The sequence below is a fragment of the Bradyrhizobium sp. CCBAU 65884 genome, assembly GCF_028128835.1.
In the GTDB taxonomy this organism is placed as follows: domain Bacteria; phylum Pseudomonadota; class Alphaproteobacteria; order Rhizobiales; family Xanthobacteraceae; genus Bradyrhizobium; species Bradyrhizobium ottawaense.
On sequence record NZ_LBJU01000093.1, the window covers coordinates 15,001 to 28,784 of the forward strand.

The following is a 13,784-nucleotide window of genomic DNA, read 5'->3' on the forward strand; positions in this document are numbered from 1 at the left end:
CTCACCGCGTTCGGCGTCGCGTGCCTTCTGTCCGCGGCATCGCTCGCCTCGTCCGACTCTGCATTCGCGCAAGCCAAACAGCAGGCCGCGCCGGCTCAACAGACAGCACCGGCCCCGCAGGCTGCGCCCGCTCAGGCTCCGGCGCTCAAGCAGATCGCGTTGACGGATAAGCAGCTCGATGGCGTGCTCGCTGCGCAAAAGGACATGGACGCGATCACGGAGAAACTCCCTGAAAACACCGCGCCCGACCAGAAGGTGATCGCGCAGCTCGACGGCGCCGCCAAGAAGCACGGCTTTGCCGGCTATGACGACTACAACAACGTCGTCGACAACATCAGCCTGGTGATCGGCGGCTTCGATCCCGCGACCAAGAAATATGTCGGCCCCGAAGCCGTGATCAAGGCGCAGATCGCGCAGCTCCAGGCCGACAAGAAGATGCCGGCCAAGGACAAGAAGGAAGCGCTCGACGAGCTCAACGAGGCGCTGAAGACGCCGGCGCCTGCGGTCGAGAACAAGGCCAACATCGAGCTCGTCGCCAAGTACTACGACAAGCTGGTCGCAGCGCTCGGCGATGACGAGAATTGAGCAAGGTCTGCGGCGCGATTGCTCGCGCCACGCAATCACTGCCGTAGGGTGGGCAAAGCGGAAGCGTGCCCACCATCCCTGTCCACATGCGTGAGATCGTGGGCACGGCGCTGTCGCGCCTCTGCCCACCCTACGATGTCTTCATCGACGCAACAGAAAAGCCCCGGGGACATCTCCGGGGCTTTTGTCGTTTCGCGCCTCGCAGCGCAGTGCGATTACGTCCGCGTCCGCATCCGCATCATGAAGCTGTCGAAGCTGAGCTCGGCGACCTGCATCCAGGCCAGCGAGTCGGCCCGGTAGGCGGTCAGGCTCGCATACATCTTGCCGAAATGCGGATTGCTCTTGGCGAGATCGGCGTAGATCTCGCCCGCCGCGCCATAGCAGGCCTCGAGCACCTCCTGGGGGAATGGCTTGAGGATCGCGCCGGCGGCGAGCAGCCGCTTGAGCGCGGGCGGATTGACCGAGTCGTACTTGCCGGTCACCCAGGTGAAGGTATCGAGCGAGGCCGCCGAAATCGCCGCCTGATAATGTTTCGGCAGCGCATTCCACTTCTCGAGATTCATGATGTTGTGGCCCTGGCCGGTGCCTTCCCACCAGCCCGGATAGTAGTAGTACTTCGCGACCTTCACAAAGCCGAGCTTCTCATCGTCATACGGGCCCACCCACTCGGCCGCGTCGATCGTGCCCTTCTCCAGCGCCGGATAGATGTCGCCGGCCGCGATCTGCTGCGGCACGCCGCCGAGCTTCGAGATGATGGTGCCGGCGAACCCGCCGACGCGGAATTTCAGGCCCTTGAGATCGTCGACGGTCTTGATCTCCTTGCGGAACCAGCCGCCCATCTGGGCACCGGTCGAGCCTGTCGGAACGCCGATCGCATTATGCTCCTTCAGCAGATCGTTGAGCATCTCCTGACCGCCATTCCACAACAGCCAGGAGATGTGCTGGCGGGTGTTGAGACCAAACGGCAGCGACGTGCCGAAGGTGAATGCCGGGTTCTTGCCCCAATAGTAATAGAGCGCAGTGTTGCCGATCTCGACGGTGCCGTTCGAGACGGCGTCGAGCACTTGCAGGCCCGGCACGATTTCGCCGGCGGCAAAGGGCTGGATCTGGAAGCGGTTGTCGGTGATCTCAGCGACGCGTTTGCAGAAATATTCGCAGCCGCCATAGAGCGTATCGAGTGATTTTGGCCAGCTCGCCGCCAGCCGCCATTTCACCTCGGGCATCGATTGTGCAACGGCCGGCGCGGCAACTGCACTCGCGGCCAGGCCCAGCCCGCCTGCCGTCAGAAACTTACGACGTTCCATGCGTCTCCCCTCTTCCTGTGATGTCGTGTCCTCGACGAGGGATCGCGATCTTGCGTCGCTTTATCTTCGCCGCTGGCCGACGTTTCTTGGCGTCCGAGATTTGGATGTCCCGGATCGCGGTCAGGATGACCAAAGGGGGAGCGCAAATCAAGCGCACTTTGGTTGCGCTATCGTCGCTGCCGTTCAATGCTGCGCTGCGAACGCGGCTTCCATGGCCTTTCGAACCTTCACCGTCTCATTGCCCGCGTCGAACTCGACGTCACTCCAGTGCACCACCGCGCCGTGTGCGACGTCGTGTTTCAGCTTCAGGCGATGCGCAAGTCCGATCGGCAAGGCGCCGGCCTTCAGGCTTGCTGCCGCCGGTACCAGCTTGCCCCACACCGTGTAGCCCCCTTCGCCGTCCAGCATCTCGCCCGCGCGCAGATTGCGCTTGGCGACCGCTGCGACGTCGCCCCGGAAGCCGCTGGCCTGACCGGTTGGCTCGCCGCGCAGCGCGGCCGACAGCACCGAGATATTCAGCTCGAGCCCGATCAGATGATAGGGCTTGTACATTGCAGCATAGCGTCCGCTGGCGTCGGTCTTGAGGCCGTATTGCCTGAAGCAGTCGGCGGCGTAGTCGTTCGGCGCCTCCAGCACGACATAGACGCCCCAGCGCAGGTCGCGAAACACCGGCCGTCCGTCGCGCTCGAGCGAGGACACGACCTCCACCAGGCCCGCCCGATCCAGCACGCCGCCGCGCGAGCGCGGCCGCATGATGTGCGGGAGGTCGTCGACGCCGCAGGGCGGAAACAGCAGGCCGTCCGCGGGTACGTCGAGGGCGCTGGCATTGGCGATCGCAGCCATCTCGATCGCCGATTTGGTGCCGTCGAGGAAGGAGTTGAACATCTGCGGATTCATGCCGGCCGATTGTGCATCGCCCGCGGTGAGGCCGTAATGCTGCCAGACGCCGTCAGGCGTCACGTCGTGATAGGCCGGCAGGTATTTTGTCCCCTTGCCGGCGGCGACCACGCGGAAACCTGTGGCGCGGGCCCAGTCGACCATCTCCGCGGTCAATGCGGGCTGGTCGCCATAGGCGAGCGAATAGACCACGCCCGCCTTGCGCGCTTCCTCGGCGAGCAGCGGACCTGCCAGCACATCGGCCTCGACGTTGACCATCACGATATGCTTGCCCGCCGCGATCGCGGCGCGCGCATGCCTGATCCCGACGGCGGGATTTCCGGTCGCCTCCACCACCACGTCCATCGCGCCGCCGGCAATGGCGCGCGCGCCGTCATCGGTGAAGACCGTTGCGGCGATCCGCTCAGAGCTCCAGCCGACCGTGCGGCAGGCCTCGCGTGCGCGGTCGCGGTCGATGTCGACGATGATGGGCACTTCCAGCCCCGGCGTGTGGGGCACCTGCGCCAGAAACATCGAGCCGAACTTGCCCGCGCCGATCAGCGCGACACGAACGGGCTTGCCGGCGGAGGCGCGGGCCTGGAGGAGGCGGAAGAGGTTCATGGGAAATGTCCAGGATTGCAGTTGTGATCGGGGGACCACGCGAACTATCAACGTCGCCATCCGGGGCGCGACGAAGTCGCGAGCCCGGAATCCATATTCCCGATGGTGGTTATGGATTCCGGGCTCGACGCTACGCGTCGCCCCGGAATGACAGTGAGAGACTACTCCGCCGCTTGCCTTGGTGCACGGGCAAGCCGCAGCAGCGCGTCGTCGTCCACCGTCTTGATCGGGGCGAAGTCGCGATGCGCGATGTAGTCCGGCCGCGTGGGATTGCGGATGTAGTTCGAGACGGCGTTCAGCGTCAGGTACACGATCTTGCGTGGGAAGGGCGTGATGTTGCCGGCCGAGCCGTGCACGAGATTGCCGTGGAACATCAGCATGCCCCCCGGCTTGCCGGTCGGCGCCACGATGCCGCCCTCCTTCACCAGCCGCGTCACCGTCGCCTCGTCCAGCGTCCACAGCGGATAGGAGGTGGTGGCGAGATCATGCGAGGCCTGGAGATCGCCGGCATTCTGGCTGCGCGGCACCAGCATCAGGGGGCCGTTGATCGGCATCACCTCGTCGAGGAAGATCGCAATGTTCATGGCGCGCGGCTCCGGCATGCCGTCGTCGCGCTTCCAGGTGCCGTAATCCTGGTGCCATTGCCAGACATCGCCGGTGAAGGCCGATTTCGCGTTGATCTTGAACTGGTGCATGTAGACGGGCTCGCCGAACAGCTGCTCGACCGGATCGATCATGCGCGGATGCGCGCCGAGGAGGCCGAACGCCTCATTGTAGAGATGCGCGGCAAAAGCCGTGCGCGGCGCGCCGCTCTTCTCGCGCCAGACTTCGGGACGGTTTGCGTCGTAAATGCCGACCGCCTCGCGCGCCAGCAGATCGACCTCTTCCTGGCTGAACAGCTCGGGCAGGAACAGCCAGCCCTCGCGGTGGAAGAACTCCAATTGCTCCTGAGACAGTTTCATGGGCCGTTTCCTCCTGTTTTGTTTGTTTTTGTCATTCCGGGGCGCGACGAAGTCGCGAGCCCGGAATCCATTTCTCCGCAGTTTCTGAGGCCCGATGGATTCCGGGTCGCGCTGTCGCGCGCCCGGAATGACGGCGTTTGCCGCTACGCCGCCGCCTCTTCGCTCGCCCTCAATCTCTCCTCAGTCATCCGTCCCGCCGTCTGCGCATGCGCCAGCGCGGCGGCTTCGGCCGCCTTCACGTCGCCCGCGAGAATGTGTCCGGCGATATCGGCATGTTCGGCCCAGGCGCTGCCGCGGTAGTCGAGCTCCGACAGCACCGTCGCCATCGAGCGGCGCATGTGCGGCCATTGCGGCGCAATGGTCTCCTCGATCACGGGATTCCCGGCGAGCTGATAGATCGCGCGGTGAAAATCCACGTCGAGCACGATCAGTTCAGTGAGTGTCGTGTTGCGGTCGATGCCGCGCCCCGCGGCGAACGCAGCCTCCAGCCGTGCGCGTCCTGCCGCGTCGCTGGCGGCGCGCTTCGCCGCAAGCCGCGCGGCCAGCGCGTCGATCGCGCCGCGCACCTCGTAGAGCTGGCGGATGCGCGCGGGATCGAGCTGGGTGACCTCAAAGCCGCGCCGTCCGCTCTCGGCGACCAGACCCTGGCGGTGCAGCAGGTGCAGCGCATGCGAGACAGGCTGGCGCGACACGCCGAGCCTGTCGGCGAGCTCGTTCTGCCGGATGCGCTGGCCGGGCTGAAGCGTGCGGTCGGAGATCGCCTCCAGGATCCGGGCATAGACCTGGTCGATCAGGTTCGGGAGCGGGTCGAGAGGGATCACGCCGGCGGCTCCTACGAGGGAATACGGAATTCCGTATTCGACGGTATCGCGGGAGGGGAAGGGCGTCAAGACGGGCTCCGCGCCCACGCCATGGCGCCCCGTGCTGCTCCACTAAGTCATTGATATTACTGTGCCCGTCTACTGTGCATGGGGTTGTTTTCGCAAAAAGGCGCCCGCCTCAGCCCTCCAGGACCTCCACCTCCAGCGCGGCGATCCCTTCCGCATCCGCCAGCGCCTCGATCCCGGCAATACGTTCGCCGTTGAACGTCACACGCAGCGCGATGCGCAGCTGTCCGCCGAGAATGACGGCAACGCCGATCTCGCCGTCGACCAGTGCCGTCCGCGCGGCCCGGGCGCGGCCCTTGTAGAGCTGCGCGACCGCGTCCGCGCCGCGGATCTCCGGCAGCGAGCCGAGCCGCACCGCGGCCTGATCGGCGCGGAATACGACGTCGGGATCGAGCACGGCGAGCAGCCCCTCGAAATTGCCCTCGCGCGATGCCTTGAGGAAAGCATCGACGATTCCGCGCTGGCGCGACAGGTCGGTCTCGGGCACCGGTGCCCCCTGCACGCGCCGCCGCGCCCGGCTTGCAAGCTGTCGCGACGCGTCGACCGAGCGGCCGACGATCGGCGCGATCTCCTCGAAGGGCACTGCGAACATGTCGTGCAGCACGAAGGCCAGCCGCTCCGCCGGCTGCAAAGTCTCGAGCACGACGAGCAGCGCCGCGCCGACGGAATCGGCCATCTCCGCTTCGCGCTCCCGCGTTTCGTCGACCGGCTCCGGCACATGCGGGCCCATCGGCTCTTCCTTGCGCGACTTCCGCGCGCGCAGCATGTCGAGGCAGATGCGCGCGACCACGGTCGTCAGCCAGCCGCGCAAATTCGCGACATCGGACATGTCGTAGCGGCTGACCCGCAGCCAGGCCTCCTGCACGGCATCGTCGACCTCTGCGCCGGAGCCCAGCATCCGGTAGGCGACCGCGCGCAGATGGTCCCTGCTGGCCTCGAACTGGTGGCTGAGAAAATTGTCTTCGAAGTTTTTTTCGGTCATCGGTCACATTCCCTCGTCGCGATCCGTCATGCCCATGACGAAGCCAATCCGGCCGATGTGACCGGAACCTTCGCAATTCGAGCGATGGAGACGAAAAAGATGCACGCCCGCATGAATCACCCTGTCATGGTCCTCCCCGAGGCCATGAATGTCCTGCAGTCCCTCGGTAATCTGACCAAGCAGGGTCTGCCGGAAAAGCTCCTGGAACTGGTGCACCTGCGCGCCAGCCAGATCAACGGTTGCAGCGTCTGTGTCGACATGCATCCCAAGATCGCCCGCAAGCTGGGCGAGACCGACGAGCGCCTGTTCGCCGTGTCCGCCTGGCGCGATGCGCCCTATTTCACCGACGCCGAGCGCGCCGCGCTGGCGCTGACCGAGGCCGTCACGCGTCTCGCCGATCGCGAGGATCCGGTGCCCGACGCAATCTGGAACGAGGCCGACAAGCATTTCGACGAGCGCGAGCTCGCAACGCTGGTCCTCTCGATTGCCACTATCAACGTCTGGAACCGGCTGAACGCGACGATCAAGATGCCGGTCGGCGTTTGGAAGGTGTGAGGTCTCTTTCCTTGCCTCTCCCCGCTTGCGGGGAGAGCTCCTATTCCGCCAGGAACCTGCTCACCACTTCGCCGAACTCCAGCGGGGCCTGCTCGAACATCCAGTGGCCGGCGTTCGGAATCACCGCCGTCCGGGCACCTGCGATATGCTCGGCAAGCACGCGCCACATCACCGAGAGGCTTCCCGTTGTCGCCCCCCCACCGATCAGCAGCGTCGGCGTCCGGATCGCCTGCGCATCGCTGAGCGTGTAGGGCCTGCGCTGCTCGTTGATCTGGCCGAGGAACGTCAGCGCGTTGTCGCGCAGCTGCTGCTTTGCCGCTGCCGGCACGCGCCGCCACGAGCCGTCACCCTCGATGCCCTCGTAGAAATTCTGCAGCGCGGCCTCGATATCGCCGGCGCGGATCATCTCGACCGATCGCGCGGTGCGCGCGGCCAGCGGCGGATGCGCGGGCGTGCCTTCCGGCACCGGCAGCGATGCGTCGAGATCGCCGCCCGGCTCGGCCAGCACCAGCTTTCGCACCAGATCAGGCCGCGCCTGCGCCACGCGAAACGCGATGTGTCCGCCGCGCGAATGACCCATCAGGTCGACGGGGCCGGGCCTCACTTGCTCGATGAAGGCGATCATATCGGCGACATGCTGCGCCATCTTGTAATCGTCGCCGACGGCGTCCCAATGCTCGGGGAAGAAATGCCGCAGGCTGACCGAGATCACCCGATGCGTCTTCGACAGCGGGCCGAGCACCGAATACCAGGTGCGGAAGTCGCCGAGCGTGCCGTGCACGCAGACCAGCGGATGGCCATCTCCGACTTCGAGATAGGCCATGTCGTAACCGTTGACGTGGAATGTCTGCATGGTCAGCTCGCCAGAAAATCCAGGACCACTTCGGAGTATTTTTGCGGCGCCTGCTCGAACATCGGATGCGTCGCGTTCGGGATGATCGCCGTCTTGGAATAGGGCACATGCGCGGCGAGCGCATGCAGCACCTTCGGCAGCAGGCCCTTGGTCCGCGCCCCCAGGATGAACAGCGTTGGCATCTTGATCTGCTCCGCATCCGCCTTCGAGAACGGCGGGCGGTTGTCACGGACCTGCCCGATCAGCGTATAGGCATTATCGCGCAAATTCTGCTTCACCATCGCCGGCAGCCGCGGCCAGGTGCCGGCGCCTTCCAGCGTGTCCACGAACACGGCGAGGCCGCCGTCGACATCGCCGGCGGCGATCTTCTCGGCCGAGGCCACGAAGCGCGCCAGGAGCGGCGAGGGCCCGCCGGCATAATCGGGGTCGAGGCTCGCATCGAGTTCGCCGCCGGGCTCGGCCAAAATCAGCCGCCGCAACAGATCTGGCCGCCGCTGCGCCACGCGGAAACAGATGTGCCCGCCGCGGGAATGGCCCATCAGGTCGACTGGGCCGAGATCGAGCTTCTCGATGAAGGCGATGACGTCGTCGACATGCTGGGCGATCGAGTAGGTGTCGCCGATGCCGTCCCATCGCGCCGGGAAGAAGTGCCGCAGGCTGACAGCGATCACCCGGTGCCGTTGGGTCAGTGGGCCGAGCACGCAGCCCCAGGCCCGGAAGTCGTTGAGCGAGCCGTGCACGCAGACCAGCGGCGGCCGGCCGCTGTCCTCGCCCACATCGAGATAGGGCATGTCGTATCCGTTGACGTGGAGGCTCTGCATTCTTAGCTCGCGAAGGGGTTGGAACTCCTGTGCAAGATTCCCGGAAACCGGGTGGATCGCAACTATTTCCAAGCCTAGATTTGGCCCGAGATCACATTGGGGGCATGCGAGGCAACGCAAGCCAGGAACCAAGCCATGACCGACCAGCATTTCGCCCTGTTCGACACCAGGATCGGCCTCTGCGCCATCGCCTGGGGCCCGCGCGGCATCAACGGCACGCAATTGCCGATGGGCGGCGAGCAGAAGATCCGCACCCGCATCAGCCAGCGCCACGGTGATGCCGTTGAGGCCGAGCCGACCCCTGAGGTGCAAGAGGCGATCGACCGCATGACAAAACTGCTCGCGGGCGAGCCGGATGACCTCACCGATATCGAGCTCGATCTCGACGGCGTGCCCGAGTTCAACCGCGGCGTCTACGAGATCGCCCGCGCCATCCCGCCCGGCAAGACCCTCACCTATGGCGACATCGCCAAGCAGCTCGGCGGCGTCCAGCTGTCGCGCGACGTCGGCCAGGCGCTCGGCCACAACCCGTGCCCGATCGTCGTGCCCTGCCATCGCGTGCTGGCTGCCGGCAACAAGCCCGGCGGCTTCTCGGCCAATGGCGGCGTGGTGACGAAGCTGAAGATGCTCGAGATCGAAGGCGCGCTGGTGAACCACACGCCGAGTTTGTTTGATTGAGACTACGGCAGCGTAGGGTGGGTTAGCCGAAGGCGTAACCCACCACCTTTGTCTCCGCAGAAGCAGAAGAGGTGGGTTACGCTTCGCTAACCCACCCTACGAACCGAGTGCTAAATCTTCGCCGCCGTCTTCGGCCAATATTTATCGCGCAAATGCCGCTTCACCAACTTGCCCGTCGGCGTGCGCGGCAGCTCCGCTTCGAAATCGATCGAACGCGGGCACTTGATGGCGGAGAGGCGGCCCTTGCAATAGGCGATCAAATCGGCCTCGAGCGCCTTGCCGGCGCGGCTCATGTCGTGCGGCTGCACCACCGCCTTCACCTCTTCACCCATCTCCTCGTTCGGCACGCCGAACACCGCAACGTCGGCGACGTCGGGGTGGGTGATCAGCACGTCCTCGGTCTCCTGCGGGTAGATGTTCACGCCGCCCGAGATGATCATGTAGGACTTGCGGTCGGTGAGATAGAGGAAGCCCTCCTTGTCGAGATAGCCGACATCGCCGAGCGTCGACCATCCTTTCGCGTTGTAGGCCTTCTTCGTCTTCTCGGGGGCGTTGTGATAGGTGAACGCGGGCGCGTCGGCGAAATAGACCGTGCCGATCTCGCCGAGCGGTTGCTCCTCGTCGTTCTCGTCCAGAATCTTGATCTTGCCGACCACGGCGCGGCCGACGCTGCCGCGATGCTCCAGCCATTGTTGCGAATTGCAGACGGTGACGCCGTTGCCTTCCGAGCCCGCGTAATACTCGATCAGGATCGGCCCCCACCATTCGATCATCTTCGCCTTGACGTCGATCGGGCAGGGAGCGGCGGCGTGGATCGCGCCCTTGAGCGTGGAGACGTTGTATCGGTTGCGAACCTCGTCCGGCAGCTTCAGCATGCGCACGAACATGGTCGGCACCAGCTGTGATTGGGTGACCTTGTATTTCTCGACGAGCTTGAGGAATTCCTCGGCGTCGAAATGCTCCATGATGATGGAGGTGCCGCCGAGCACGACCGCCATCATGTTGAAGCGCAAGGGAGCCGCGTGATAGAGCGGCGCAGGCGAGAGATAGGTGCTCTCTGCGTTCATGCCGCACATGTCGGCGCAGAGCACGCGCAGGAAGGCGTTCGGCACGTCGATCCTGTTGCCTTCGAACGCCTTCTTGATGCCTTTGGGCCGGCCGGTGGTGCCGGACGAATACAGCATGTCGTAGCCGGCGACCTCATCCGCAATCGGCGTGGTCGGCTGCGCCGCGGCCTCCTTGTCGTAGGAGCGGAAGCCGGGCTGTGGCTCGTCCATCATGTAGAAGACCGGCTCGCCGGGGGTGCCCTTGATCAGGCCTTTGATCTGGTCGGCGCATTTCGGCGTGGTGATCACGACCTTGGCGCCGCAATCAGCGATGATGTAGTCGATCTCGTCCTGCTTCAGATAGCGGCTGATCGCGGTGTAATAGAGCCCGCTCCGCTGCGCGGCCCAGCACAGCTCCATGAAGGCGAGGCGGTTCTCCATCAGCAGCGCGATGTGGTCGCCGGCCGTGAGGCCGAGCGAGCGGAACAGATGCGCGCCCTGGTTCGAAAGCTCGTCGAGCTCGCGATAGGTGATCGCCTTGCCGGTGCCGGCCATCCGGTAGGCGATCTTGTCGGGCGTGGTGCGGGCGTGGATGGAGGGGTGAGTCATGAGCGCAGGTCCCAAAGGCACACGAGATGTCGTCCCGGCGAAAGCCGGGACCCATAACCACAGGGCGTCGTTTGGCAGAGGATCGTCGTTCGGTACTGCGACCAACCACTATCGATAGATTTCGCGGTATGGGTCCCGGCTTTCGCCGGGACGACACCGTTAGTGTGGCGGCAGTAGCTTACAATCGCTCCACGATCGTCACGTTGGCCATGCCGCCGCCTTCGCACATGGTCTGCAGGCCGTAGCGCTTGCCGCGCTGGTGCAGGGCGTGGACCAGCGTTGTCATCAGCTTGGTGCCGGAGCCGCCGAGCGGATGGCCGAGCGCGATGGCGCCGCCGTTGACGTTGAGCCTGTCAGGATCGGCGCCGGTGGTCTTGAGCCAGCCCGTGGGCACCGAGGCGAAGGCCTCGTTGACCTCGAACAGGTCGATGTCGCCGATCTTCATGCCGGCCTTTTCCAGCGCCTTCTTGGTGGCGTGCAGGGGGGCATCGAGCATGATGACGGGATCGCCGCCAGTCATGGTCATATGATGGATGCGAGCCAGCGGCTTCACGCCGAGCTGCTTGAGGCCGCGCTCGTTGACGACCATCACGCCGGAGGCGCCGTCGCAGATCTGGCTGGCGCTGGCCGCGGTCAGCTTGCCGTTCTCGGCGATCAGCTTGACGCCCTTGATGCCGTCGAGGGTGGCATCGAAGCGGATGCCCTCGTCGATGTGGTGGGTGTCCTTGCTGCCGTCGGCGCGGGTGATCTCGAGCGGCACGATCTCCTTCTTGAAGTGGCCGGCTTGCGTTGCCGCGATCGCGCGCTGATGGCTGTTATAGGAATATTCGTCCAGATCATCCTTCGACAGGCCGTACTTCTCGGCCATCATCTCCGCGCCGGTGAACTGGCTGAACACGATGTTGGGATAGCGCTGCTCGATGCCCGGGCTCTTGTAATTGCCAAAGCCATTCTTGGCGGGAAGCTGCGAGGACAGGCCCATCGGCACGCGCGTCATCGATTCCACGCCGGCAGCGATCACGACGTCCATGGTGCCGGACATCACCGCTTGCGCGGCGAAGTGCAGTGCCTGCTGCGAGGAGCCGCACTGGCGGTCGATCGAGGTGCCGGGCACGCTCTCCGGCAGCTTCGAGGCCATGATCGCGTTGCGCGCGACATTGTTGGACTGTTCGCCGACCTGCATGACGCAGCCCATGATCACGTCCTCGACCAGCGCAGGATCGACCTTGGTGCGGTCGACCAGCTCGTTCAGCACTTTTGCCGCGAGATCGGCCGGATGCCAGCCAGCGAGACGGCCCCCCTTGCGCCCGCCCGCGGTACGCGCAGCGGCGACGATGTAAGCCTCGGCCATGTCGGTTTCTCCCTGAATTCTTGATTGGGTCGGTTGTCGGGGCGGATTTAAGGGACGCAAGATGATTTAGTCAATCGATCAATTAATTCTTGTGATGAGGCGCTGCTTGGGCTTATCTGCGTGCCTCTCGAGGTGCATTCAGGGATCTCCGTGGCTACCAGCGTACCGAACAGGCTCCCCAGCGGAAAAAATTCCACGGCAGAGAAATTGCTCGTGGCCGCGAGCGAGCTGATGATCGAACGCTCCTCGATCGAGATCTCGCTCAGCGACATCGCCCAGAAGTCGGGCGCCAACGCCGCGCTGGTCAAATATCACTTCGGCAACAAGGACGGCCTGCTGCTGGCACTGCTCGCGCGGGACGCCGCGACCGAGATGTCCAATCTCGAATATCTGCTGGCGCAGCCGATCACGGCGACGGCGAAGCTCAAGCTGCATATCGGCGGCATCATCCGCGCCTATCACCGGTTCCCCTATATGAACCGGCTGATCCACTATCTCCTGCACGAGAGCGTCGCCGGCTCCGCGGACGAAGTTTCAAAATTCTTCGTGGCGCCGCTGCTCGACTTTCACCGCCGCCTGCTCGCCGAGGGCGTCAGCCAGGGCGAATTTCGCGCCACCGATCCCGTGCTGTTCTACACCAGCCTGATCGGCGCCTGCGATCATCTGTTCTTTGGCCGGCACGCGATGTCCCGCGCGACCGGCGTCGGCCCGGTCACCGACGACGTCTGCCGGCAATATATCAAGCACATGGAAACGCTGATCTGCGGCGGCATCCTCACCCAAGCCGGGGAAGCTGCCGCGGCCGGATGATCCGGCCGCAACTCTCAAGTCTAGAGAAGAAACGTCCAAGGAAAGGTAGCCTGTCATGGAATTGAAAGACGTAGCCGTTCTCATCACCGGCGGTGGTTCGGGCCTCGGCGAGGCGACCGCCCGCGCCATGGCGGCCAAGGGCGCCAGGATCGGCGTGATCGACCAGAACAAGGAGAATGCCGAGAAGGTCGCGGCCGAGGTGAAGGGCGTGGCGCTCCATGCCGACGTCACCAGCGAAGAGCAGATCAAGGCCGCGATCGCCAAGGCGGAAGCCGCGCATGGCGTTGCGCGGGTGCTGATGAACTGCGCCGGCATCGGCGGCTCGCAGCGCATCGTCGGCCGCGACGGCGTCTATCCCCTGGAGAAGTTCGCGCGCATCATCAACGTCAATCTGATCGGCACCTTCAACTGCCTGCGGCTGTTCGCCGAGCGCCTCGTCACGATCGAGCCAGTCGGTGAAGAGCGCGGCGTCATCATCAATACGGCCTCGGTTGCCGCTTACGAAGGACAGATCGGCCAGATCGCCTATTCGGCCTCGAAGGGCGGCGTCGTCGGTTTGACTTTGCCGGCCGCGCGCGATCTCGCCAGCCAGAAGACCCGAGTCAACACCATCGCTCCCGGCCTGTTCTTCACGCCGCTGCTGATGGGGCTGAACGAGGAGGCCCGCAAGAGCCTGGGCGCGCAGGTGCCGCATCCCTCGCGCCTTGGCGACGCCAAGGAATACGGCTCGCTCGCGGTGCATATCGTCGAGAACCCGATGCTGAACGGCGAGACCATCCGTCTCGACGGTGCCATCCGCATGGCGCCGCGATAGTAGGTGCTGCTCTTCCTTCTCCCCTTGTGG

General features: G+C 64.8%; 14 protein-coding genes (1 of these 14 running past the window's edge). 5 read left to right on the forward strand and 9 right to left on the reverse strand.

The window, feature by feature from the left end:
- Window positions 1–585 carry the 3' portion of a hypothetical protein gene (locus tag XI03_RS07350; RefSeq protein WP_271591729.1) on the forward strand. The gene continues 24 nt to the left of window position 1, outside the view, so 585 of the gene's 609 nt are visible here — the last part of the coding sequence; the start codon falls outside the window, past its left edge; the stop codon is at window positions 583–585.
- A gap of 215 nt (window positions 586–800) precedes the next feature.
- Here the strand turns inward: XI03_RS07350 and XI03_RS07355 are convergent, their stop codons facing one another.
- From XI03_RS07355 to XI03_RS07375, 5 genes are all read right to left on the reverse strand, one after another.
- Entirely contained in the window at window positions 801–1,889 is a 1,089-nt protein-coding gene (locus XI03_RS07355) for a TRAP transporter substrate-binding protein (protein WP_028139955.1), read from the reverse strand.
- 183 nt (window positions 1,890–2,072) lie between these two features.
- Entirely contained in the window at window positions 2,073–3,386 is a 1,314-nt protein-coding gene (locus XI03_RS07360; RefSeq protein WP_271591730.1) for an NAD(P)H-dependent oxidoreductase, read from the reverse strand.
- A gap of 161 nt (window positions 3,387–3,547) precedes the next feature.
- Entirely contained in the window at window positions 3,548–4,348 is an 801-nt protein-coding gene (locus XI03_RS07365) for a phytanoyl-CoA dioxygenase family protein (protein WP_038950644.1), read from the reverse strand.
- Window positions 4,349–4,491: 143 nt separating this feature from the next.
- The gene (locus XI03_RS07370; RefSeq protein ID WP_038974671.1) at window positions 4,492–5,169 is read right to left on the reverse strand and encodes a GntR family transcriptional regulator; all 678 of its coding nucleotides are present in this window, start codon (window positions 5,167–5,169) and stop codon (window positions 4,492–4,494) included.
- Window positions 5,170–5,347: 178 nt separating this feature from the next.
- Window positions 5,348–6,217 (reverse strand): sigma-70 family RNA polymerase sigma factor, encoded by an 870-nt coding sequence (locus XI03_RS07375; protein ID WP_271591731.1) that lies wholly within the window; start codon window positions 6,215–6,217, stop codon window positions 5,348–5,350.
- Window positions 6,218–6,316: 99 nt separating this feature from the next.
- Here XI03_RS07375 and XI03_RS07380 point away from each other — a divergent pair, with 99 nt between their 5' ends.
- On the forward strand, window positions 6,317–6,772 hold the full coding sequence (locus tag XI03_RS07380; RefSeq protein WP_038950641.1) for a carboxymuconolactone decarboxylase family protein: 456 nt from the start codon (window positions 6,317–6,319) through the stop codon (window positions 6,770–6,772).
- 40 nt (window positions 6,773–6,812) lie between these two features.
- On the opposite strand, the gene XI03_RS07385 is transcribed toward XI03_RS07380, so the two are convergent.
- On the reverse strand, window positions 6,813–7,625 hold the full coding sequence (locus XI03_RS07385) for an alpha/beta fold hydrolase (RefSeq protein WP_271591732.1): 813 nt from the start codon (window positions 7,623–7,625) through the stop codon (window positions 6,813–6,815).
- Between the two features lie 2 nt (window positions 7,626–7,627).
- Window positions 7,628–8,446: an alpha/beta fold hydrolase gene (locus XI03_RS07390; protein ID WP_038950639.1), complete on the reverse strand. Its 819-nt coding sequence runs from the start codon at window positions 8,444–8,446 to the stop codon at window positions 7,628–7,630.
- 135 nt (window positions 8,447–8,581) lie between these two features.
- Here XI03_RS07390 and XI03_RS07395 point away from each other — a divergent pair, with 135 nt between their 5' ends.
- Complete coding sequence (locus XI03_RS07395; RefSeq protein ID WP_038974666.1) at window positions 8,582–9,124, forward strand: methylated-DNA--[protein]-cysteine S-methyltransferase; 543 nt, start codon at window positions 8,582–8,584, stop codon at window positions 9,122–9,124.
- Window positions 9,125–9,234: 110 nt separating this feature from the next.
- Here XI03_RS07395 and XI03_RS07400 read toward each other — a convergent pair whose 3' ends face one another.
- Window positions 9,235–10,779, reverse strand: coding sequence for an acyl-CoA synthetase (locus XI03_RS07400; RefSeq protein WP_271591733.1), 1,545 nt, complete (start codon window positions 10,777–10,779; stop codon window positions 9,235–9,237).
- 178 nt (window positions 10,780–10,957) lie between these two features.
- A complete protein-coding gene (locus tag XI03_RS07405; RefSeq protein WP_038950636.1) occupies window positions 10,958–12,130 on the reverse strand; it encodes an acetyl-CoA C-acetyltransferase in 1,173 nt (390 codons plus the stop codon).
- 150 nt (window positions 12,131–12,280) lie between these two features.
- On the opposite strand from XI03_RS07405, the gene XI03_RS07410 reads away from it, so the two are divergent.
- Together XI03_RS07410 and XI03_RS07415 are read left to right on the forward strand one after the other, a co-directional pair.
- Window positions 12,281–12,940 carry a TetR family transcriptional regulator gene (locus tag XI03_RS07410; RefSeq protein ID WP_173019825.1) on the forward strand — a complete coding sequence of 220 codons (660 nt, stop codon included), beginning with the start codon at window positions 12,281–12,283 and terminating at the stop codon, window positions 12,938–12,940.
- A 55-nt stretch (window positions 12,941–12,995) separates the two neighbouring features.
- Window positions 12,996–13,754: an SDR family NAD(P)-dependent oxidoreductase gene (locus XI03_RS07415; protein WP_271591734.1), complete on the forward strand. Its 759-nt coding sequence runs from the start codon at window positions 12,996–12,998 to the stop codon at window positions 13,752–13,754.
- The last annotated feature ends 30 nt before the right edge of the window (window positions 13,755–13,784 follow it).